At 39.3% G+C, this 22,631-nt stretch carries 22 protein-coding genes; 20 read left to right on the top strand and 2 right to left on the bottom strand.

What is annotated here, in order from left to right; translation table 11 throughout:
• Window positions 1-2: 2 nt before the first annotated feature.
• The 7 genes from meaB (at window position 3) to LZP85_RS14840 (ending at window position 5,686) form a co-directional block, all read left to right on the top strand.
• On the top strand, window positions 3-1,004 hold the full coding sequence (gene meaB / locus LZP85_RS14870) for a methylmalonyl Co-A mutase-associated GTPase MeaB (RefSeq protein ID WP_119543458.1): 1,002 nt from the start codon (window positions 3-5) through the stop codon (window positions 1,002-1,004).
• Window positions 1,005-1,095: 91 nt separating this feature from the next.
• Window positions 1,096-1,533 carry a BrxA/BrxB family bacilliredoxin gene (locus tag LZP85_RS14865; protein ID WP_025909220.1) on the top strand — a complete coding sequence of 146 codons (438 nt, stop codon included), beginning with the start codon at window positions 1,096-1,098 and terminating at the stop codon, window positions 1,531-1,533.
• A 282-nt stretch (window positions 1,534-1,815) separates the two neighbouring features.
• Complete coding sequence (locus LZP85_RS14860; protein WP_025909772.1) at window positions 1,816-2,610, top strand: transporter substrate-binding domain-containing protein; 795 nt, start codon at window positions 1,816-1,818, stop codon at window positions 2,608-2,610.
• A 32-nt stretch (window positions 2,611-2,642) separates the two neighbouring features.
• A complete protein-coding gene (locus tag LZP85_RS14855) occupies window positions 2,643-3,302 on the top strand; it encodes an amino acid ABC transporter permease (protein ID WP_025909773.1) in 660 nt (219 codons plus the stop codon).
• On the top strand, window positions 3,295-4,017 hold the full coding sequence (locus LZP85_RS14850) for an amino acid ABC transporter ATP-binding protein (protein WP_062686278.1): 723 nt from the start codon (window positions 3,295-3,297) through the stop codon (window positions 4,015-4,017). Before LZP85_RS14855 ends, LZP85_RS14850 begins: the two co-directional genes overlap by 8 nt.
• 148 nt (window positions 4,018-4,165) lie before the next feature.
• Entirely contained in the window at window positions 4,166-5,116 is a 951-nt protein-coding gene (locus LZP85_RS14845) for an aromatic acid exporter family protein (protein WP_119543459.1), read from the top strand.
• Window positions 5,117-5,179: 63 nt separating this feature from the next.
• Window positions 5,180-5,686 carry a L,D-transpeptidase gene (locus LZP85_RS14840; protein ID WP_119543460.1) on the top strand — a complete coding sequence of 169 codons (507 nt, stop codon included), beginning with the start codon at window positions 5,180-5,182 and terminating at the stop codon, window positions 5,684-5,686.
• A gap of 29 nt (window positions 5,687-5,715) precedes the next feature.
• On the opposite strand, the gene prli42 is transcribed toward LZP85_RS14840, so the two are convergent.
• A complete protein-coding gene (gene prli42 / locus LZP85_RS14835) occupies window positions 5,716-5,811 on the bottom strand; it encodes a stressosome-associated protein Prli42 (protein ID WP_165932592.1) in 96 nt (31 codons plus the stop codon).
• Between the two features lie 155 nt (window positions 5,812-5,966).
• Here prli42 and mce point away from each other — a divergent pair, with 155 nt between their 5' ends.
• The 13 genes from mce (at window position 5,967) to rnz (ending at window position 21,570) form a co-directional block, all read left to right on the top strand.
• Window positions 5,967-6,380, top strand: a complete 414-nt coding sequence (gene mce / locus LZP85_RS14830; RefSeq protein ID WP_025909777.1) for a methylmalonyl-CoA epimerase — start codon at window positions 5,967-5,969, stop codon at window positions 6,378-6,380.
• A 3-nt stretch (window positions 6,381-6,383) separates the two neighbouring features.
• A complete protein-coding gene (locus tag LZP85_RS14825; protein WP_061786356.1) occupies window positions 6,384-7,934 on the top strand; it encodes an acyl-CoA carboxylase subunit beta in 1,551 nt (516 codons plus the stop codon).
• Between the two features lie 25 nt (window positions 7,935-7,959).
• Window positions 7,960-9,078 (top strand): tripeptidase T, encoded by a 1,119-nt coding sequence (locus tag LZP85_RS14820; RefSeq protein ID WP_025909779.1) that lies wholly within the window; start codon window positions 7,960-7,962, stop codon window positions 9,076-9,078.
• Window positions 9,079-9,321: 243 nt separating this feature from the next.
• Window positions 9,322-10,689, top strand: coding sequence for an NAD(P)-dependent oxidoreductase (locus LZP85_RS14815; RefSeq protein WP_025909780.1), 1,368 nt, complete (start codon window positions 9,322-9,324; stop codon window positions 10,687-10,689).
• Between the two features lie 23 nt (window positions 10,690-10,712).
• On the top strand, window positions 10,713-11,993 hold the full coding sequence (gene preA / locus LZP85_RS14810) for an NAD-dependent dihydropyrimidine dehydrogenase subunit PreA (protein WP_025909781.1): 1,281 nt from the start codon (window positions 10,713-10,715) through the stop codon (window positions 11,991-11,993).
• Between the two features lie 25 nt (window positions 11,994-12,018).
• Window positions 12,019-13,434: a dihydropyrimidinase gene (hydA, locus tag LZP85_RS14805; protein WP_061786354.1), complete on the top strand. Its 1,416-nt coding sequence runs from the start codon at window positions 12,019-12,021 to the stop codon at window positions 13,432-13,434.
• A 116-nt stretch (window positions 13,435-13,550) separates the two neighbouring features.
• Entirely contained in the window at window positions 13,551-15,029 is a 1,479-nt protein-coding gene (locus LZP85_RS14800) for an NCS1 family transporter (protein ID WP_206782099.1), read from the top strand.
• A 9-nt stretch (window positions 15,030-15,038) separates the two neighbouring features.
• The gene (locus LZP85_RS14795) at window positions 15,039-15,251 is read left to right on the top strand and encodes a hypothetical protein (RefSeq protein WP_025909784.1); all 213 of its coding nucleotides are present in this window, start codon (window positions 15,039-15,041) and stop codon (window positions 15,249-15,251) included.
• Between the two features lie 265 nt (window positions 15,252-15,516).
• A complete protein-coding gene (locus tag LZP85_RS14790; protein WP_025909785.1) occupies window positions 15,517-15,714 on the top strand; it encodes a hypothetical protein in 198 nt (65 codons plus the stop codon).
• Window positions 15,715-15,856: 142 nt separating this feature from the next.
• A complete protein-coding gene (locus LZP85_RS14785) occupies window positions 15,857-17,494 on the top strand; it encodes a PucR family transcriptional regulator (RefSeq protein WP_374955886.1) in 1,638 nt (545 codons plus the stop codon).
• 151 nt (window positions 17,495-17,645) lie between these two features.
• A complete protein-coding gene (locus LZP85_RS14780) occupies window positions 17,646-19,115 on the top strand; it encodes a CoA-acylating methylmalonate-semialdehyde dehydrogenase (RefSeq protein ID WP_076512170.1) in 1,470 nt (489 codons plus the stop codon).
• 87 nt (window positions 19,116-19,202) lie between these two features.
• Complete coding sequence (locus tag LZP85_RS14775; protein ID WP_061786534.1) at window positions 19,203-20,567, top strand: aspartate aminotransferase family protein; 1,365 nt, start codon at window positions 19,203-19,205, stop codon at window positions 20,565-20,567.
• 85 nt (window positions 20,568-20,652) lie between these two features.
• Entirely contained in the window at window positions 20,653-21,570 is a 918-nt protein-coding gene (rnz, locus tag LZP85_RS14770; protein WP_234561776.1) for a ribonuclease Z, read from the top strand.
• Between the two features lie 30 nt (window positions 21,571-21,600).
• Here the strand turns inward: rnz and namA are convergent, their stop codons facing one another.
• Entirely contained in the window at window positions 21,601-22,617 is a 1,017-nt protein-coding gene (gene namA / locus LZP85_RS14765) for an NADPH dehydrogenase NamA (RefSeq protein WP_025909790.1), read from the bottom strand.
• Window positions 22,618-22,631 lie beyond the last annotated feature (14 nt).

Raw genomic sequence — 22,631 nt, 5'->3', positions numbered from 1 at the left:
ATATGACCAAATTAAAAACAGTGTCTCAGTATAAAGAAGGGCTTTTAGGAAAAAACCGAGCTGCTTTAGCACAAGCTATTACCTTAATTGAAAGTCAGGCTGCTAAGCATAAACACCTGGCTCAACAGTTAATGAAAGAAATTTATTCGCATACTGGAAAATCGATTCGGATTGGATTTACAGGTGTACCAGGAGCAGGGAAAAGTACGTTAATTAATGCATTTGGAACTTATTTATGTGATCAAGGATACCGAGTAGCAGTACTTGCGATTGATCCAAGCAGTACGGTATCTGGTGGAAGTATCTTAGGTGATAAAACGCGAATGGAGCAGCTTGCTAAGCATCCAAGAGCTTTTGTTCGACCGTCTCCTTCGCAAGGAACATTAGGCGGGGTTCATCGCAAGACGAGAGAAGCTGTTCTTTTATGCGAAGCAGCAGGATATGACGTCATTTTTATAGAAACGATGGGCGTGGGGCAAGGTGAAGGAATCGTTAAGCAAATGGTTGATGTCTTTGTTCTTCTTGTTTTAACAGGTGCAGGAGATGAGCTTCAAGGAATTAAAAAAGGAATCTTAGAGCTAGCCGACTTGATTTGTGTAAATAAAGCGGATGGAGATAATCGACAAAAAGCAGTACTGACGAAAAAAGAGTATGAGTCCGTTATTTCATTTCTATATGCTCATTCATCTAGTTGGCAGCCAAGGGTATTAACAACATCTGTTTACGAGACAGGTGATTTGATTAGCTTATGGAATCACATCTTGGATTACAAGAGCTGGCTAATACAAAATGAACGATTTGAGCAAAAGCGAGGTCTTCAACTTTCTTCATGGCTACAGTCGAGAATTGCTGATTATCTGTACGAGTCTTTTTATGGTAAGCAAGAGCTACGTGATACGCTAAAAGATGTTGAGCAACGTATGCAAAAAGGAGACATAACAATGGAGGAAGCATTTGAGACAATAATTCATCAGTATAAACAAGTAAACCAACCGATAAAGTAACAATAATTTTTTCGTAAACATAAGCCAAAGAAATCGCGTTTTAAGTCATGGTTTGCTATGATAAAAGTAGCTAACTAAAGGAGGTAAAAAGATGAACATCGATTTTAATTTATTTATGAATGATGTTGTTCGCCAAGCGCGTCAAGAGATTGAAGCTGCAGGTTACACGCAATTAACGACGGCTGAAGATGTAGAGGAAGCGTTTCAAAAGCCCGGTACAACATTAGTAATGGTTAACTCAGTTTGTGGATGTGCAGGAGGAATTGCTAGACCAGCAGCTGCTCATTCCGTTCATTACGATAAGCGCCCAACGAATCTAGTTACGGTATTCGCTGGCCAAGATAAAGAAGCAACGGCTCGCGCTAGAGAATATTTTGAAGGCTACCCACCATCTTCACCATCATTTGCACTATTAAAAGATGGTAAAATTATGACAATGGTAGAGCGTCATGAAATTGAAGGACATGAGCCAATGTCAGTTGTAACAAAACTTCAAGAAGCGTTTGATCAATATTGTGAAGAAGTATAAATAAAAAAGTCGCGTAAGCGGCTTTTTTATTTTTGGTAAAAATATTTGTAATATCAATTTTTTATACATGATTCACATGGTTATGGAAAATGGTGGATAGGTATTTTCATATAGTTAAATCTATATTTAAAAAAAGTGTTGCATAAATATAAATACGTGTTAAAATACAGTTACATGAATATATATTTATTTTTTTACAATGACTTGCAATAAGGAAAAACTTATTTCATAATATTATTAATTTTAAGAAAATATTAAAATTGGGGGAAACGTGACATGAAAATGAAAAAATGGCTATCAGTAACAGTTATAGGGTTGTTAACAGCGGGAGCATTAGCTGCTTGTGGTGCTGGTGAAGGTGCTTCAAATGGAGGCGGAGGCAGTGAGGATGCAAAAGTTTTAAAAATGGGAACTTCAGCTGATTATCCACCGTTTGAGTATATTGATACAGCAAAAGGTGACAGCGAGCCGGTCGGTTTCGATATTGATTTAGCAAAAGCAATTGGTAAAGAGCTAGGCTATGAAGTACAAGTTGTCGATATGGAGTTCGGTAGCTTAATTCCATCTTTACAGTCTAAAAAAGTGGACTTTGTTTTAGCAGGAATGACGCCGACGGAAGAGCGTAAAAAGAACATAGACTTCTCTGATGTATATTACGAGGCGAAAAATGTACTTGTATCTAAAAAGGACGAGCCGATTAATAGCATTGAAGAGCTGAACGGAAAAACAGTAGGTGTTCAAACAGCATCTATTCAAGAAGATGAAGCAAAAACATTATCAGAAGAAGTAGACATTAAAATTGAAAGTCGCGATCGTATTCCGCAATTGATTCAAGAAATGAAGTCAAATCGTATTGATGTAGCAATCATTGAGGATACAGTAGCAAAAGGCTATGTAGCAAAAGATGATACGTTACAACTTGTAGAAACAGGAAGAGAAGACTCTAACAAAGGTTCTGCCATTGCATTTCCTAAAGACAGCAAGCTAACGGATGAGTTTAATAAAGAACTACAAGAAATGAAAGAAAGCGGAGAGCTAGAAGAGCTAATCGTTAAATGGTTTGATAGTAAAGAATAAGAGACAATGAACGGAGAGGAAGGAAAACAGGCATGAATTTGGACTTTTCACAAATCGTGCCTTCAATCCCTTATATTTTAAAAGGGATAGGAGTGACGATTCAAATAGTTTTAGCTTCAGCCATTGTCGGTTTTGTACTAGGGACAATCTTATCTCTATTTAAAATTAGTCGTTCAAAACCGCTCATTTGGTTAGCTGATCTTTATACATCAATCTTTCGTGGTACGCCGCTCGTACTGCAGTTATTGCTTATTTATTTTGGGTTACCACAAATTTTAGGTTTTGATATTGCGCCATTTCCTGCTGCAGTTGCTGCATTCGGATTAAACTCAGCTGCATATATCTCTGAAATTATTCGTGCTGGTATTTTAGCAGTCGATAAAGGACAACGTGAAGCTGCTCTTGCTTTAGGAATTCCATATCGTAAAATGATGGGCCAAGTCATTATGCCTCAAGCTTTAAAAAACATTTTACCAGCTTTAATGAATGAGTTTATTACGCTTACGAAAGAATCAGCACTTGTAACGGTTATCGGTGCGCTTGATATTATGAGACGTGCATATATCGTTGGAGGAGAAAAGTTTGCGTATTTTGAACCTCTGTTATTTGCAGGATTAATTTATTACATCATGGTAATGGGCTTAACGCTCCTTGGTAAAGTGATCGAGAGGAGAATGAGAAAAGGTGATTAAAATTGAAAACTTACACAAGTCCTTTGGCCAAAATGAAGTTCTAAAAGGCATTTCAACAGTTATTAAAGAAAAAGAAGTAGTCGCTGTAATCGGTCCATCAGGTTCCGGGAAATCAACGTTTTTGCGCTGTATGAATTTACTTGAACAGCCAACTAGTGGAGCCATTACAATAGCTGATCAAGAAATTACAAATGCGAAGACAAACATTATGAACGTGCGACAAAATGTCGGGATGGTATTTCAGCACTTTCATCTGTTTCCTCATATGACGGTGCTTGAAAACTTAACATACGCGCCTACTACAGTTAAAGGAATCTCAAAAGAAGAGGCGAAGAGCAAAGGAATGGAACTACTAACTAAAGTCGGACTAGCTGAAAAAGCAAACGAGTATCCAAGTCGACTTTCAGGAGGTCAAAAGCAGCGTGTTGCTATTGCTCGTGCTCTTGCGATGGAACCAGAAATTATGCTTTTTGATGAACCAACATCTGCTTTAGACCCAGAGATGGTAAAAGAAGTATTAGATGTAATGAAATCACTAACTGAAACGGGTATGACAATGGTTATCGTTACGCATGAAATGGGCTTTGCGCGCGAAGTAGCAGATCGTGTTTTATTCTTAGATGGTGGCCGCCTAGTGGAAGATTCACCTCCGGCTGAGTTTTTTACAGCACCTAAAAGTAAGCGTGCGAAGGATTTTCTTGAAAAAATCTTATAATAATCAAAAAGTGTAGAACGAAAGTCGTTCTACACTTTTTTTAATTTATAAATAGCGAGAAGCATTGCGTAATTGAATGAAACATGTTAATAAATAATAGTATTATGAATAACTTATAAAAAAGGAACTGTTTAGGAGCTTTGACGATATGAAGTATAAAATTGGTTATCGAACCTTTAAAACAGCCGTAGGTACTGCACTCGCAATTAGCATTGCACAGCTCATCGGCCTTGAGTTTTTCCCATCAGCAGGAATTATTACAATCTTATGTATACAAAATTCACAGAAAAAATCGTTGCAAAGTGCGTTTGATCGCTTTGTAGCTTGTTCGATTTCAATTTTATTTTCATTTATTTTCTTTGAAGGAATTGCTTATCATCCAGCGGTCATTGGATTGATGCTGCTATTTTTTATTCCGTTAACCGTTATTTTAAAGGTCAACGGAGGAATTGTAACAAGTTCAGTTATTTTACTGCACATTTACTCTCTTGAAAATATGACGTGGCAAATTGTTTTCAATGAATTAGGGCTCATTGTGGTTGGTATTGGCGTAGCGCTTCTTGTGAATTTATACATGCCAAGCTTAGACAAAGAGCTTCGTCAGTATCAGCAGGACATTGAAGAGAATTTTCATATCATGCTTAAAGAAATGGCGCTTTATTTAAGAAGAAATGAAAGCACTTGGTCTGGCAAAGAAATTGCCGATACAGCAGTGCTCTTAGAAAAAGCTAAAAGTCTAGCTTTCCGTGATGTTGAAAACCATTTTGTACGTTCAGAAAATTATTATTATCGATACTTTAAAATTCGTGAAAAACAATTAGAAATTCTAGAACGTACTCTTCCTCTTCTTACATCAATTGACCTTGTGGTTGAACAAAGATATATGATTGCTGATTTTATTGAAGAATTAAGCTTTTCTATTCATCCGGGTAACACAGCAAAGCTTTTTTTATTAAAGCTGGAGCAGCTCAAGGAATCTTTTCAATGCATGGAGCTACCTAAGTCTCGTGAAGAATTCGAAGCACGAGCAGACCTGTTACACTTTGTAAAGGAAATAGAGCAATATTTAATTATTAAACAAAGCTTAAAAATTACGTAAACAATATGCATGTTGTAGCAACCCCTTACGAACAATAAGAAAAAGCGTAAGGGGTTGAATTGTATGCACGTCATGTTTCTTATTTTAGTACTTGTATCACCAATTTGGCCGCTGGGAGCAAATCCTTTACCAGCTGACCCTTTTATTATTGTAAATAAACAGACAAATGAATTAGCATATATTGAACACGGCAAGGTAGAGAATATTATTAAAGTGGGTTCGGGAAGAACAAAAGATTTAACACCAGAAGGCGAGTTCACTATCACAGTTAAAGCAGCAAACCCTTATTATCGAAAAGATAAGATAGAAGGGGGAGACCCTACTAACCCACTTGGGGTGAGGTGGATTGGATTTGATGCAAAAGACACAGATGGGCGAATTTATGGAATTCACGGTACAAACCAGCCAAACTCTATCGGCAAGTATGTTTCTAATGGGTGCATAAGGCTTCGAAATGAACGCGTTGTTGAGCTTTATGAAAAGGTTCCTCTTGGAACAAAAGTATGGATTGTGACCAGTGGAAAATCCTTTGAAGATCTAGCGAAGGAAAAAGGAATAGTAGTGCAATAAAAGGTAGGTGATTCATCACCTACCTTTTTTTATAGCCACATTGTAATGCCAGCAAGAACAGTTGTGATTACCATCGTTCCCAGCATTAAATAGACCACAATTTTTTGCCATTTTTTATTCGACATAAAAGAGTAGCTCCTCTCACAACCTTTTTTTCTATTTTACATGTAGCAGGGAAATGGGACAAGCAACTTCTTTATTCGCTTTCGTTTTAAGAAGGAGAATGAAGATTCATTCAAGAATATGTCTAAATGAAAACGCTTTTTTAGGAGGTGGGAATATGAATAAAATTGATCATATTGGCATCGCTGTTCATTCTATTGATAACATCAAAGCATTTTATGAGAGGCAGCTTGGCTTACTATGCTTAGGGATAGAAAAAGTAGAAAATCAAGGTGTAAAGGTAGCTTTTTTTCAATGCGGTGATTCGAAAATCGAGCTTCTTGAACCTTTAAATAATAGCAGTCCAGTTGCTAAATTTCTTCAAAAACGTGGAGAGGGTATACACCACATTGCCTTTGGTGTTGGAAGCATTGAAGATCGCATTCAAGAGCTGAAAGAACGTGGAATTAAAATGATTGATCATGAGCCAAGATTAGGAGCTGGTGGTGCTTCCATTGCTTTTTTACACCCGTCGTCCACCGCAGGGGTTTTGTATGAACTTTGTGAAAAGAAACCAACAGAGGAGGAATAGCACATGGTTGATATTTATGAAAAACTAAATGAGCTATACGACAAGCGCCGCAAAATTGAACAAGGGGGCGGAGATCAAAAAATTGAAAAGCAACATTTCAAAGGAAAACTAACGGCTAGAGAACGCATTGACTTATTGGTTGATGAAGGAACATTTGTTGAAGTTCAGCCTTTTATAGAACACCGCTGTCTGGACTTTAATATGAATACGCAAGCAGGTCCTGGAGACGGTGTTGTCACTGGGTACGGTAAAGTGAATGGACGAGGCATTTATTTGTTTTCTCAAGATTTCACGGTGTTTGGCGGTGCGCTTGGAGAAATGCATGCCAAAAAAATCGTCAATGTAATGGACCTAGCAGCGAAAACTGGTGTTCCTTTTATCGGATTAAATGACTCGGGTGGAGCGCGAATTCAAGAAGGCGTGATGTCGTTAGACGGATACGGTCAAATTTTTTATCGAAACGCCATTTATTCAGGAGTCATCCCTCAAATCTCCGTGATTATGGGACCATGCGCAGGTGGTGCAGTATACTCACCAGCCATCACTGATTTTGTATTTATGGTGGAAAAGACGAGCCAAATGTTTATTACAGGACCGAAAGTGATTGAGACAGTAACGGGTGAAACAATCACAGCAGAAAATTTGGGTGGAGCTGCTGTTCATAATGAAATTAGTGGAAATGCTCATTTTAGCGCAAGTTCAGAAGAAGAAGTGCTTGAGCAGGTTCGCCTCTTACTAAGCTACTTGCCTTTATCTAATGCTGAAAAGCCACCGAGTGTCCCTTATAATGATCAAAGCAATGACCGCCCAGAATTATTGGATGTTGTGCCTTTTGATGCTGTCAGACCATATGATGTTCGCCATGTTATTGACCACGTCGTAGACGAAGGAACATTTTTAGAAGTACAAAAAGATTTTGCTAAAAACATTGTAGTCGGCTTAGCTCGCTTGAATGGAAACGTGGTCGGGCTGGTTTGTAATCAACCAAAATTTATGGCCGGCAGCTTAGATATTAACTCCTCAGACAAAGCTGCACGTTTTATAAGGTTTTGTGACTCTTTTCATATTCCACTCATTACGTTTGAAGATGTAACAGGATTCTTTCCTGGTATTAAGCAAGAACATGGCGGTATCATTCGTCACGGTGCTAAAATTTTATATGCCTATTCTGAGGCAACTGTTCCGAAAATTACGGTGATTTTACGAAAAGCCTACGGTGGAGCTTATGTTGCGCTAAATAGTAAATCAATTGGTGCAGATATGGTATATGCTTGGCCAAACGCTGAAATTGCCGTTATGGGTCCTCAAGGAGCTGCCAATATTATTTTTGCGAACGAAATCCAAAGTAGTGATGCTCCCGAAGAAGTTCGAGCTGAAAAAATTGAGCAGTATCGCGATAAGTTTGCTAATCCATACGTTGCGGCGAGGGCGGGTATGGTAGATGATGTGATTGATCCAAGAGATACAAGAATAAAATTAATACAAGCACTCGAAATGTTGCACAATAAAAAGGAAGAGCGTCCACAGCGAAAACATGGTAACATACCATTGTAGGTTAATTTTGGAGGGATTACATATTATGGTTAATGAGCGACGTCTAGTTGATCTATTTTTAGAACTTATACAAGTTGATTCAGAAACAAAGTATGAAGCCGAGATTGCAAAAGTATTAACGGAAAAATTCACGGCTTTAGGAGTAAAAGTTGTTGAAGATGATACAACAGCTGAAACTGGACATGGTGCAGGTAATTTAATTTGTACTCTTCCAGGAACAAAAGAAGGAGTAGATACCATTTATTTTACTTCTCATATGGATACGGTTGTTCCTGGAAAAGGCATTAAGCCATCTATTGAAGACGGTTATATTAAAAGCGATGGAACAACGATTCTAGGAGCTGATGATAAGGCTGGATTGGCAGCGATGCTAGAAGCTATTCAAGTGCTAAAAGAGCAAAATGTTGAGCACGGTACCATTGAGTTTGTCATCACAGTTGGAGAGGAATCTGGATTAGTTGGAGCGAAAGCATTAGATCCAAAGCTTGTAACGGCAAAATTTGGCTATGCGCTTGATAGCGATGGAAAAGTGGGCGATATTATTGTTGCTGCTCCAACGCAAGCAAAAGTCAAAGCAGATATTTATGGAAAAACAGCTCACGCTGGTGTAGCACCTGAGCGTGGAGTATCGGCAATTACCATTGCCTCAAAAGCGATTTCACGTATGCCTCTAGGGCGTATTGATGAAGAAACAACGGCGAATATTGGTCGCTTTGAAGGTGGAACGCAAACGAATATTGTGTGCGACTACGTATCGATCTTAGCAGAAGCTCGTTCATTGGTTCCTGAAAAAATGGAAGCGCAAGTGGCAAAAATGAAGGAAGCATTTGAATCTGCAGCAAGTGACATGGGAGGAAGAGCTGAAGTAGATATTAAAGTGATGTATCCTGGCTTTAAATTTAGCGATGGAGACCATGTTGTAGAAGTAGCAAAAAAAGCGGTTGCCAATATCGGTCGTCCTTCACGCTTGCTACAAAGCGGCGGTGGCAGCGATGCAAACGTCATTGCAGGTTTTGATATTCCAACTGTAAACTTAGCTGTAGGCTATGAAGATATTCATACCACAAGTGAAAAAATTCCAGTTGAAGAACTTGTAAAAACATCAGAGCTGGTTGTATCGATTATCAAAGAAGTAGCAAAATGATAATAATCACATTGTAAAAAGCTTGGGTCTTGTCGCTCAAGCTTTTTACATATCGGCTAATAAAAAGTTTGAATTTTTTGACACTTTGTATAATGTAAACAGCACATTTCTTCAGTAAAATGGATTATAAGCTTAAAACCTCAACACAAAGGAGTGAAACCAATCGGGGAAAAGTTAATAAAAAAATATGTAAGCGCTTTCAAATATAATCGATATAAAGCAATTTAGAAGGGGGATGGATTTATGAAATCTTCAGCTCAGCCGATGCTTCAAGCAATTGTAGAGAACTTTAGTGAAGTTGAAAAAGGCTTGCCAAATCAAGAAGCTATTGAAGAAGCTAATCGATGTTTGTACTGTTACGATGCTCCTTGTATTCAAGCTTGTCCAACGGGCATTGATATACCAACGTTTATTAAAAAAATTGCATCTGGAAACTTAAAGGGGTCCGCTCAAACGATTATGACATCGAATCCTGTTGGAGCGAGCTGTGCGAGGGTTTGTCCAACAGAAGAGCTTTGTGAAGGGGCATGTGTATTAAATCATTCGACTAAACCTATTATGATTGGTGATCTTCAGCGTTATGCTACTGACTGGGCTATTCAAAATGAACAGGTGTTATTTACAAAAGGCAAGCCAAACGGAAAGCGAGTTGCTATTGTAGGCGGAGGACCTGCTGGGCTTTCAGCTGCCAGAGAGCTAGCTCGGTTTGGATATGCTGTGACAATCTTTGAAGCAGAAAAAGAAGCAGGAGGGTTAAATACCTATGGAATTGTATCGTTTCGACTCCCTCAAGCTATTTCTTTTTGGGAGGTACAGCAGGTAAAAGCCCTAGACGTTGAAATTAAAACAAACATGCGTGTTGGTGAAGACGTGATGCCGAGTGAACTTTTAGAGAACTATGATGCAGTCGTTCTTGCTATTGGAATGAGCAAAGTTCCAAATTTAGGTATTGAAGGAGAACACCTAAAGGGAGTTTATGATGCAATTGACTTTGTGAAGCAAACAAAATCAGAAGCGTTGACTACAGAGTTTGTGGGGAAAAAAGTAGCGGTTGTTGGTGCAGGAAATACAGCGATTGATGGAGCAACATGTTCCATACGATTAGGGGCAAAAAATGTAAAAATTCTATACCGTAGAACGAGTGCTGAAATGACAGCCTATGATTTTGAATATGAATTTGCCAAGCAAGACGGTGTAGAGTTTCGATGGTTAACAGCACCTGTGAGAATTGTTGGAAATGACAAAAATGAAGTAACAGGTATTGAATGTATCAAAATGGAACTAAAAGAATCGGAAGGTGATGGACGTAAAAAGCCTGTACCAATAGAAGGGTCAGAGTTCTTAATTAAAGTGGATGCTGTTATTAAAGCAATTGGGCAAGAGCGTTACTTATCTTTAATTAATCAGTTTGAATTAAAGCAAGATGGTGGAGTCGTACTAATTGATCAAGATACATTCCAAACCTCAAACCCTAAAGTCTTTGCTTGTGGTGACGTTGTATTTGGAAAAGGGCAAGGTGAAGCCATGGTTGTGACGGCTGCACAGCAAGGGAAGCAAACGGCATATGGCATTCATGCTCAGTTAAAGAAAGAAGCAATTGAAACGGCTTAAACAAACGAGAGGGGGAAACAAGTATGGCAGATTTACGCATAAACTTAGCAGGTATTAAATCACCCAATCCATTTTGGCTAGCATCAGCGCCGCCTACAAACTCGGGGTATCAAGTACAGCGTGCCTTTGAAGCAGGATGGGGCGGAGCAGTTTGGAAAACGCTTGGAGATCCAATTTTAAATGTATCTTCACGGTTTGCAGCGGTGAGCTTTAACGGCCAGCGCGTAGCGGGTTTTAATAATATTGAGCTTATTACGGATCGGCCGCTTGAGGTTAATTTAAAAGAAATCTATGAGACCAAAAAGAAATTTCCTGACCATGCTATCATTGCTTCTTTAATGGTTGAACCAAAACAGGAGAAATGGCATGAAATTGTAAAACGTGTAGAAGATGTAGGCGTTGACGGCTTAGAGCTAAATTTCGGCTGTCCTCACGGCATGGCCGAGCGAGGAATGGGAGCAGCTTCAGGGCAGGTGCCTGACCTTGTTGAAAAGCAAACGTACTGGGCTAAAGAAGTAGCGAAAACGCCTGTTATTGTTAAGTTGACTCCAAATATTACGGACATCACAGTTACAGCAGAAGCCGCTGTAAGAGGCGGAGCGGACGCAGTGAGTATGATTAACACTATCAATAGCTTAGCCGGAGTGGATATCAATTCATGGAACACAATTCCCCACGTGGCTGGTAAAGGTGCACATGGAGGCTACTGTGGTCCAGCTGTTAAGCCTATCGCCTTAAATATGGTGGCTGAATGTGCAAGAAGCCCTCATATTAACGTACCGATTTCAGGTATGGGAGGCGTATCGAATTGGCAGGAAGCAGTGGAATTTATGCTTATGGGAGCAACTGGGGTTCAAGTGTGCACAGCTGCTATGCATCATGGTTTTAGAATTGTAGAAGACATGCTTGATGGACTAAACAACTACCTTGATGAGCGAGGAATTGCAAAAGTGAGCGATCTTGTTGGAAAAGCTGTTCCGAAATACTCTGATTGGGGAAATCTTGATTTAAATTATAAAGTTGTGGCTCGAATTGACCCCAATACATGTATTAATTGTAACAAGTGTCATATTTCATGTGAAGACACGTCCCATCAATGTATTGATATGTTGAAAGACTCTTCAGGTAAACCGTATTTGCAAGTAAGAGAAGAAGATTGTGTGGGCTGTAATCTCTGCTCGATTGTCTGTCCTGTTGATGGAGCAATCTCTATGGTGGAGGTAGCGAGTGAGCAGCCGCCTATGACGTGGAATGAAAGACAAGCGGCACTTGCGATGACATCTGCACAAAAACTGGACGTATAACAAACACAATAGGGGGGATCAAATTATGAAAAAATTAGTGAAAAATGGAGTAATCGTTACAGCAGCAGATACGTACAGCGGAGACATTTTAATTGAAGATGGGAAAATCGCAGCAATTGGAAAGGGACTAGATGAGTCTAGTTGTGAAATTGTTGACGCAAATGGAGCTTATATTTTCCCTGGAGGAATTGATCCACATACTCATTTAGACATGCCATTTGGAGGGACGGTCACAAAAGATGATTTTGAAACGGGGACCATTGCAGCGGCGTTTGGAGGTACCACAACTATCATTGATTTTTGCTTAACAGATAAAGGGAAGCCGTTGCAAAATGCCATTAATACTTGGCATGCAAAATCAGAAGGAAAAGCAGCTATTGACTATAGCTTCCACCTGATGATTGGAGAGATGAACGATCAGGTATTAGAACAACTTCCTACTATTATTGAAGATGAAGGGATTACGTCGTTCAAAGTATTCATGGCGTATAAAGATGTATTTCAAGCGGACGATGCGACCCTTTATCAAACGCTTATTCAAGCAAAAGAGCTTGGGGCATTAGTTATGGTACATGCTGAAAACGGAGACGTGATTGACTATTTAACGAAGAAAGCGTTAGAAGCAGGAAGTACAGATCCAATTTACCATGCGCGTACAAGACCTCCAGAGATTGAAGGTGAGGCAACAGGTAGAGCAGCTTGTTTTACAGGTCTTGCTGATTCACAGCTATATGTAGTGCATGTATCTTGTGCTGAAGCGGTGAATCAAATTGCTCAGGCTCGAAATCGAGGCGTGAATATTTGGGGTGAAACATGTCCGCAATATTTAGTATTAGATGAATCCTACTTAGAAAAACCTAATTTTGAAGGAGCTAAATACGTCTGGTCACCACCTCTTCGTGAAAAGTGGAACCAAGAAGTGTTATGGAACGCATTAAAAAATGGAGATTTACAAACGATTGGGTCTGATCAATGTTCATTTGATTTTAATGGGCAAAAAGATTTAGGTAAGAATGATTTTACAAAGATTCCAAATGGCGGTCCTATTATTGAAGACCGTATGAGCATCTTATTTTCAGAAGGTGTACAGAAAGGGAAGATTACGCTTAATCAATTTGTAGACGTAACATCTACTCGCACTGCTAAGCTATTTGGATTATATCCGAAAAAAGGCACAATCGCTGTAGGAAGCGATGCCGACCTATTAATTTTTGACCCGACTGTCAAGCGTAAAATTTCTGCTGAAACACATCACATGGCTGTTGATTATAGTGCGTTTGAAGGAATGGAAATTACGGGTGAGCCGGTTTCAGTATTGTGTAGAGGAGAATTTGTGATTAAAGAAAAGCAATTTGTTGGTAAGAGTGGTTATGGTGAGTATATTAAGCGGTCAAAATTTAATGAGCGTAATGAAGCTCAGCAATCCCCAGTAAAACTGTAATTATGCTACTGCGCTGTGCTTATAGCATAGCGCAACCCCTATGTATATAAATAGAGAGAAAACAGCCTTCATGATGAATGTAACGCGTTTACTAAATAGTATGAGGGGTGCAAGAAATGAAAAAATCAGGAAGCTATTTAAAATCACCGGATTTATTACCTGTTGCGCATCAAAACCGTAAAATTGGAACGCTTGGTTTTTCATTAATGTGGGTTAGTATGGCGGTTGTATTAGCCGCATTTGCAATCGGAGGGTCCGGTGTGCAAAGCTTATCTCTCGGCTGGGTTGTAGTAGCAACCGTGATTGGATCAATTGCGATTGGTTTATTTGTGACCATTATTGCCGATATTGGGATTGAACATGGTTTATCATTTCCAGTCTATATGAGAGCTCCATTTGGAACAATTGGCACTCATATTCCATCCGTTATGCGAGGGCTTGCAGCGTCTTGTTGGTTTGGAATCAATACGTACTTTGGTGCTACGGCAATGAATGGGATTTTAAATGCTCTAGCAGGGTTTAATAACTGGCTCATATGCTTTTTTCTCTTTGCATTATTACAGCTTATTAATACAGCGCTTGGAATTAAAGCAGTTGAACGCTTTACGGACCTAGCAGCCCCAGTTATCATCATTATTTCAGCCTGGATGTATACGACTCTGTCGGACCAAGCTCTTTCTCAAGGTAGAGAGGTATGGGGGTGGATTGAAAGTCCGGTGACAGGAGGGGCAGCTGTTACAGCATTTATCGTAGTCATTATGAGTAACATGGGGTTTTGGGCAACGCTTGCAGCAGATATTCCGTCTATCTCAAGGTTTATTAAAGCACCTACACATGAGCGGAGTTGGGTAAAACGCAATAAAGGAGCTCTTGTAGGAAGCGTAGTGGCATTGCCGCTAACTCAAACATTTATGGTTATCATTGGTGGTGTCTCTTATATTGCCGTGAAAAACTATGATCCAGTAGTAGCGCTTCAAGAAGCTGCGTCTGGCTTCGCGCTTGGAGTATTACTTTTAATGGTTGTATTTGCCCAGTGGTCAACAAATATCTCAGCAAATTTGATTCCAGCTGCAACGATTTTTTCAAATGTTGGTGGACCTAAAGTGCCATTTTGGGTTGGGGTATTCATCGCTGGTATTGTGGGGACAATTGTTCAACCATGGAGCTTGTTTGGTATTATTGTCCCTGCATTGTTAATTGTCGGTGGAATTTTATCGGCCATTGTTGGTATCTTGTTTGCCGATTACTACTTATTACGAAAGCGTAGAGTAAACGTGACAGAGCTATATGAAGAGAATGGGCAGTATCGCTACTTTTATGGCTTTAATATAGCTGGTTTACTTGCATGGACTATAGGTGGAACAAGTGCTTACTTTCTATCAACTTATTCTTTTGTTGTTGGATTTGTAGTAGGCGCTATCTGTTATTATGTCTTAGCTAAATATTGGTGGTTTAAGCGTTATAAACAAGCTGAGATTGAGACACCAAGTGATGAAAAGTATCTAGGCATTACAGTTGGCCGTGATTGGGTGATTTCAATTGATGAGGAAGTAATTCAACCTGTCGCATCCAGCCAAACTATTTCAACAGATTGAGGTGAAGGTATGTCAGACTATCAGCATTTTGTTGCAGAACGTGAAAAAATTGATTTTCTTATTGAAAAAGGTTTCATTATTAAAAGCGTAACAGAAAATCTGAGCGGTGCATTTCTAGAGTTTGAACGCATAAAGCAAGGGAAGGTTGAAAAAGAAAAGCTTCATATCTTAACAGCGGATGCTAGAAAGTACTTTTCAGGAATATTAATTCAGCAGTTATAAAATAAGCCTACCTTACATCAAAAATGTAAGGTAGGCTTATTTATTTTGAAAAATAGCGCAAAAAGTGAAACTAACTCACATTTTTTTCGTTACTATTCATGTCAAGTGTTACGTATTACAAACAGTTATTACATTTCATTTACAACAATGGGAAAAGGGTTTAGTTAGGGAGGGATTTGTAGTAAATAGTATAGTATAAAAGTTTTTTTGAAACAAAAATGTAAACGTTAAATATACCTATAAATGATAAGGGTGTGAAACAGAGATGATGAATGAGAAAGATTTAGATGTGATGACAGTTGAGGAAAGAAAAGTAATAGATAAGCTTAAGATGGAAATGCTTAATGCAGTGTCACTTCACGACCTACGTTTCTATAAACAGGAAATTCAGAGAATAAAAGAGCAAGCAAAAAAAAGGCATGGTTTTTTTAAAACACTGCAAGTAGCCGCTGAGAAGCTGTAAATCGCATAATGATTTATAGCTTTTTTTTTGAGTAATTCCATGTAAGCAGCGAGTTATATTCTAAAAAAGTATAAAGAGATAAAATGATTTATTTTTCAGAAAACTTAAGTTAATATAAAAAGATAGACTGATTAAGGGTGGTGTGAGTTTGAAATCTTATTTGACAATTAATGAGGTTTTAAAAAGAAAGCATTTTAACAGCTGTGAAGTAATCGCAGGTAAAGTCGGTCTCACAAATCGGGTAAAATGGGTTCACGTGATGGAAGTGACTCGCGTGAATGAGCTTTTAAAAGGGAATGAATTAATTCTTTCAACTGGTGTAGGGTGGAAGGAAGATAATGAATTATGCCTTTCATTTTTGAAACAGCTAATTGAATGTCAAGCTTCGGGGCTCTGTATCGAGCTTGGTACGTATACCTCTCAGATTCCTCAAAACGTTATTGAATTTGCAAATGAACACGAATTTCCCATTATTTTATTTCATGAAGAAGTCCCGTTTGTTGAAATAACGCAAGATTTGCATGCGCTACTAGTTAATCAGCAGTATTTAATGATTTCCGATTTAGAAAATTACTCTCAGCAGCTGAATCAAATGCTGCTTTCTGTCAACGATCCAAAAGATATTTTACAGCATCTTTGCGAATCAACCGGACTTTTAGCCGGGCTTCGTATACATAGTGAAGTAACGCTTTTTCCAGCCTGTTTAGACTTACCCCAACAACAATTATTACAGCATCATATTACTAAACAAAAAAAGAATCAAAGTAGCTTTTTTACCCATTCAATTCAACTGTTAGGCGAAAGCTATGCAGAGCTATATATTCTTTCAACCAATGATTTTTTTACGGAACTTGAAATGTTAACGGTTGATCGAACAGCAACAGCTCTAGCGCAGCATTTTTTACGAGACTTATATGTTGAAGAAAAAAAGCGAGTTCAAGAAACAGAGTGGATGGTTCAGTGGATAAACGGTGAAATTTCCTCATCTCAAATCACACATTGTTTACAAGAAGTATTACATGACTTTCCAATCCAAGGTGGAACGGTTATATGCTGTCAATGTATACAAGATGTCAAGCTAGACCATACGTACTTAAAATTGACGATTCGAGCAATCTTTGAACAAGAAGGTTTTCACCTTCTCATTTTAGAAAAGAAAAGAGAGTTAGTACTGGTTGTTTTAAATAAACGTCAGGTGACTACGTGGAGGGAAAGATTAGAAAGAAGTTTGAACCGTTGGATAAACCACGTTGATTTGCAAGAAGTCAACAAATCACTAGCAGTGCAGCTGATAGGAGTGGGACAGTTTAATAGACGCTTAGATCACATCTATAAAGGCTATGAAACTGCTAGAAAAACAGTTTCCATTCAAATGACTTTGCACAACCAAGTGAAAAATCATATTTGTTTTTATGAAGACCTGCACATGTACCGCATTATTTCGTTAGTCAATGAACAGCAGGAATTACAAGAAGTGGTGATGGAGTATTTACAGCCAGTTCTCGAGTATGATCGAAAATTTAATGCAAAGCTATTTGAAACACTAAAAGTATATTTAGCATGTAATGGATCAAAGCAAGAAACGGCAAAGCGCTTATATATTGTGCGTCAGACTCTTTATCATCGCATTGAAAAGCTGGAAAAGCTATTAGGTTCTGATTTTATGGCTCACGAAAAACGAATGGCCATCGAATTTATGATCATGACCTATGACTATTTGTTTGCACTAAACGCATCTACTACTGCTATTGATGAGCTAGAAAAAGCATCCCTTACATGAGCTCTCTTTCATTTTACTAGGTCTACTTCGTATTTCACTATCCAATGTGTGAAACTATACAGAATTTCTATTTCACATTCTGTCTAATGAATCTGAAGCAAGAATTCATGATAATAAAAGTAAGATTGTATGCTAAAAGGGGGCTAATTAGATGTCAGTCGTGAATGAAGATACCAAACAATTAAGAAACTATGTAGGTGGAAAGTGGGTTGCCTCAACAAGCAATCAGTTTCAAGATGTGATTGATCCTTCAACCGGAAAGACGCTTGCAAAAGTACCTCTTTCAACTAAACAAGATGTTGACCATGCTGTTAAAAATGCAAAAGAAGCGTTTAAAGCATGGAAGCATGTACCAGCTCCGAAACGGGCAAGGCTTATGTTTGCGTTTCAACACTTGCTTATTGAACATCATGAAGAGCTTGCAAGACTCGTAGTAAAAGAGAATGGGAAGGCTTATAAAGAAGCTTATGGAGAAGTCCAGCGTGGTATTGAATGTGTAGAATTTGCTGCCGGAGCACCGACGCTACTTATGGGTGAATCGCTTAGTAATATTGCAGAAGAAATTGATTCAGAAATGTATCGTTATCCTGTTGGGGTTGTGGGAGGAATTACGCCGTTTAACTTTCCGATGATGGTTCCACTTTGGATGTTCCCACTAGCGATTGTCTGTGGAAACACATTTGTATTAAAACCATCAGAGCGCACGCCTTTATTAGCTACTCGGATTGCTGAATTGTTCACAGAAGCTGGAGCTCCATCTGGCGTATTAAATCTTGTGCATGGTGCACATGATGTGGTCAACGGTCTCATTGAACATGCGGATATTAAAGCAGTGTCTTTTGTTGGTTCTCAACCAGTTGCAAAGTATGTATATGAACAAGCCGCAGCGCAAGGCAAGCGAGTTCAGGCTTTATCTGGTGCCAAAAATCATCATATTGTTATGCCGGATTGTGATATAGATAAAGCGGTGAATCACATTATAAGCTCTGCTTTTGGTAGCGCTGGACAGCGCTGTATGGCATGCAGTGCTGTTGTAGTGGTAGACGGTGTTAAAGAACAGTTCGTTGCGAAGTTGAAGCAAAAAGCAGATGAATTAATTATGGGCAGTGGGTTACAGGATGAAGTGCTTTTAACGCCCGTTATTCGGAAAGAGCATCGAGATAAAGTACTTGGCTATATCGAAGCCGGGGTGGAAGAAGGTGCTCATTTAATTAGAGACGGTCGTAAGGAAATGGAAGATTATTCGGAAGGGAATTTTCTTGGTGCCACGATTTTTGATCACGTAACGCCCACTATGACCATTGCAAAAGAAGAGCTGTTTGCACCCGTTTTAAGCTTGCTTCGAGCTGAAAATTTAGATGAAGCGTTAGAATATATTGAAAAATCTCGGTTTGGAAATGGTGCAACAATTTATACAAAGGATGCAAAAGCAATCCGTCAATTTAGAGAAGAAGCAGATGCTGGTATGCTAGGTGTCAACGTAGGAGTGCCTGCTACTATGGCTTTCTTCCCGTTCTCGGGTTGGAAAGACTCTTTTTACGGAGATCTACATGTCAATGGAAAAGACGGATTGAACTTTTATACGCGTAAAAAGATGATAACATCACGCTTTGATTTTTAACATATTTATTAGATGAAAAGAGAGACTTCGGCTTTGGTCGAAGTCTCTTCATCCATATAATTACTAAAATCAGAAGGAGTGAATGCAATGGTTCAAGCTAGCAGTGGCGAAAAAAATAAAAGCTTAAAAAATAAGGATGAGCAATACGTATGGCACGGAATGAAACCTTATTCTCCTGAAGCTACTATGGTAGTAGAAAAAGCGAAGGGCGCTTGGATAACAGATGAGGATGGAAATCGATTTTTAGACGCAATGGCGGGACTTTGGTGCGTAAATATAGGCTATGGAAGAGAAGAGCTAGCCCAAGCAGCTTATGAACAGCTCAAAGAACTAGCTTATTTTCCATTAACGCAAAGTCACCCTCCTGCGATTCAATTAGCTGAAAAGCTCAATGAAATGCTAGGAGATGAATATGTCATCTTTTTTTCTAATAGCGGATCAGAAGCGAATGAGACCGCATTTAAAATTGCGAGACAGTATCATCAGCAACGAGGAGAACATGGGCGCTATAAAATTATCTCACGTTACCGTGGATATCATGGAAACTCGATGGGGGCACTGTCAGCTACGGGGCAAGCTCAGCGTAAATACAAGTACGAACCTTTAGCAACTGGCTTTCTTCATGTTCCACCCCCTGATAGCTACCGAGGTGTCGATAAAATAGATGCACCAAAAGAGCTGCTTCAGTCGGTGAAGACGATTGATGACACGATGACGTGGGAGCTTAGTGAAACAATTGCTGCGGTCATAATGGAGCCAATTATTACAGGGGGAGGTATTTTAATTCCACCAGATAACTATATGCAAGGGGTAAAAGAAGTTTGCGAAAAGCACGGGGCGTTATTGATTGTAGATGAAGTTATATGTGGATTTGGACGCACAGGGGAAGCGTTTGGATTTATGAATTATGGCGTGAAGCCGGATATTATTACGATGGCGAAAGGTATTACAAGTGCTTATTTACCTTTATCGGCAACAGCGGTCAAACGAGAAATTTATGAAGCATTTAAAGGTAGCGATCAGTATGAATATTTTCGACATGTAAACACATTTGGAGGAAGTCCAGCTGCCTGTGCACTTGCACTCAAAAACCTAGAGATTATGGAGAGTGAAGGCTTATATAATCGTTCAAAAACGATGGGAACCTATTTATTGAAAGAGTTAAAAGAAGAATTGAAAGGACACCCGTATGTAGGCGACATTCGTGGCAAAGGGCTGCTGGTAGGAATCGAGCTTGTTTCTGATCAAATTTCCAAAGTGCCCCTGGATATACAGTTAGTGAATCAAGTAATTGCAAGGTGTAAAGAAAAAGGAGTCATTATTGGGAAGAATGGCGCAACAGTAGCCGGGCATAACAATGTGCTCACTCTTTCACCGCCTCTCATGATTCCAAAGGAAGATTTAAACCTTCTTATTTCTGTATTAACAGAGGCGCTTCAAACAATTAGGTAGCATAGGTAAGTAAAAAGCCTGTATAATGTGCATACAGGCTTTTTGTTCGGATTAATGTTTGAATTAAGTAGAAAGGGAGAAGCACATGGAACTATTATTTTTAGGAACGGGTGCCGGAGTACCAGCTAAACAACGAAACGTTTCCTCAATTGCTTTACAGCTTCTGCAAGAGCGAAGTGCCGTATGGCTTTTTGATTGCGGAGAAGCAACTCAGCACCAAATTTTACATACTTCCATTCGCCCTCGTCGCATCGAGAAAATTTTTATTACGCACTTGCATGGTGACCATATTTATGGCCTTCCGGGTTTGTTGGGGAGCAGATCGTTTCAAGGAGGCGAAGAACCTCTTACCGTATACGGTCCCCCTGGTATTGAGCAGTTTATTAAAGTCGCATTAGAAGTTAGCCAAACGCACTTGAAGTATCGGCTTCAAGTTGTTGAAGTCAATGAAGGGGTTATATTTGAAGATGATACGTTTAAAGTAGAATGTGCAAAGCTTGAGCATGGCGTAACGTCATACGGATATCGAATCGTTGAAAAAGACTTACCGGGTGCGCTACAAGTAGAACGTTTGAAAGAAGCTGGAGTACAATCAGGACCTCATTATAAGCAGTTAAAAGAAGGCAAAACTATTTTTCTAGAAGATGGGCGGGAAATTAACGGAGCAGAATTCATTGGAGAATCCAAACCAGGAAAAATCGTAACCATTTTAGGAGATACGCGAATGTGTGAAAATAGCACGATGCTTGCAGAGAATGCGAACGTTTTAGTTCATGAAGCAACATTTGCTGAGGGCGATGAAAAGCTGGCTTATGATTATTATCATTCTACAGCCAAGCAAGCAGCACAAGTAGCTAGGCAAGCGAATGTGCAGCAGCTAATTCTTACTCATATAAGTGCTAGATATCAAGGAGAAGCAGTCAGGCAGTTAGCAGAGGGGGCGCTGAAGGAATTTAAACATACTCTGGTTGCGTCTGACCTAGCGAGTTTTCCTATTGAATAAAAGTGAGGAGCCCCAAAGGCCCTCACTTTTTTACCAACCTCGTTCATATTGAACAGGTGCTTCAATGGTTGTGTTTAACTCTTTGGCGGCTGTGCGTGGCCAATACGGATCGCGCAGTAGTTCTCTCGCGACGAATATGAGGTCAGCACGTTTACTTTGAAGAATCTCTTCCGCTTGAAGACCGCTCGTAATTAAACCAACAGCCCCTGTATCAATGTTTGCTTCGTGCTTGATTTTTTCTGCAAACGGTACCTGATAGCCAGGGTAGACGTTAATTTTAGCATGCACAAGTGCCCCTGAGCTTACATCGATTAGGTCAACACCTTGTTCTTTCATCCATTTAGCGAATGTAACATGGTCATCGATAGTTAATCCGCCTTCAGCGTAGTCAGTTGCAGAAACACGAACAAATAAAGGACCGTCCCATACCTCTTTTACACTGTTAATCGTTTGTTGTAAGAAGCGATAGCGGTTTTCAGCAGACCCACCGTATTCATCCGTGCGCTTATTGCTTAATGGAGATAAGAATTGGTGAATTAAATATCCATGTGCTCCGTGAATTTCAATAATATCAAAACCAGCTTGTTTTGAGCGTTTTGCACCTTCTTTAAAGGCTTCAATTGTCCTCTCAATATCTTCTTTTGTCATTTCAGCAGGTGTTTTACTTTCATCATCAAATGCAATAGCAGAAGGAGCGTAAATCGTTCCATCTACCGTCGCTTTACGGCCTGCGTGTGCAAGTTGAATAGCGGTTTTACTACCGTGTGCTTTCACTTGATTAACAAGCTTTTGTAACCCTTCAACATGTTCGTCATTCCAAATCCCTAAATCACGTGATGTAATACGTCCTTCAGGTGTTACCGCAGTCGCTTCAATCATGATTAAGCCAACTTGGCCAACAGCACGTGATGTATAGTGAGCCAGATGCCAATCTGTTACGATGCCATCTTCCTCTTCACATGAATACATGCACATGGGCGACATTACAATTCTATTTTTCAACTTTACATCTTTCACTTGATAAGGTGTAAACAATTCAGCAGTCACTTTCATATCCCTCC

The sequence above is a fragment of the Priestia flexa genome (genome assembly GCF_021441905.1).
Taxonomy (GTDB): Bacteria; Bacillota; Bacilli; order Bacillales; family Bacillaceae_H; genus Priestia; species Priestia flexa.
The sequence above is the reverse complement of the archived record's forward strand: the minus strand, read 5'-3'. Positions and strand labels throughout refer to the sequence as shown.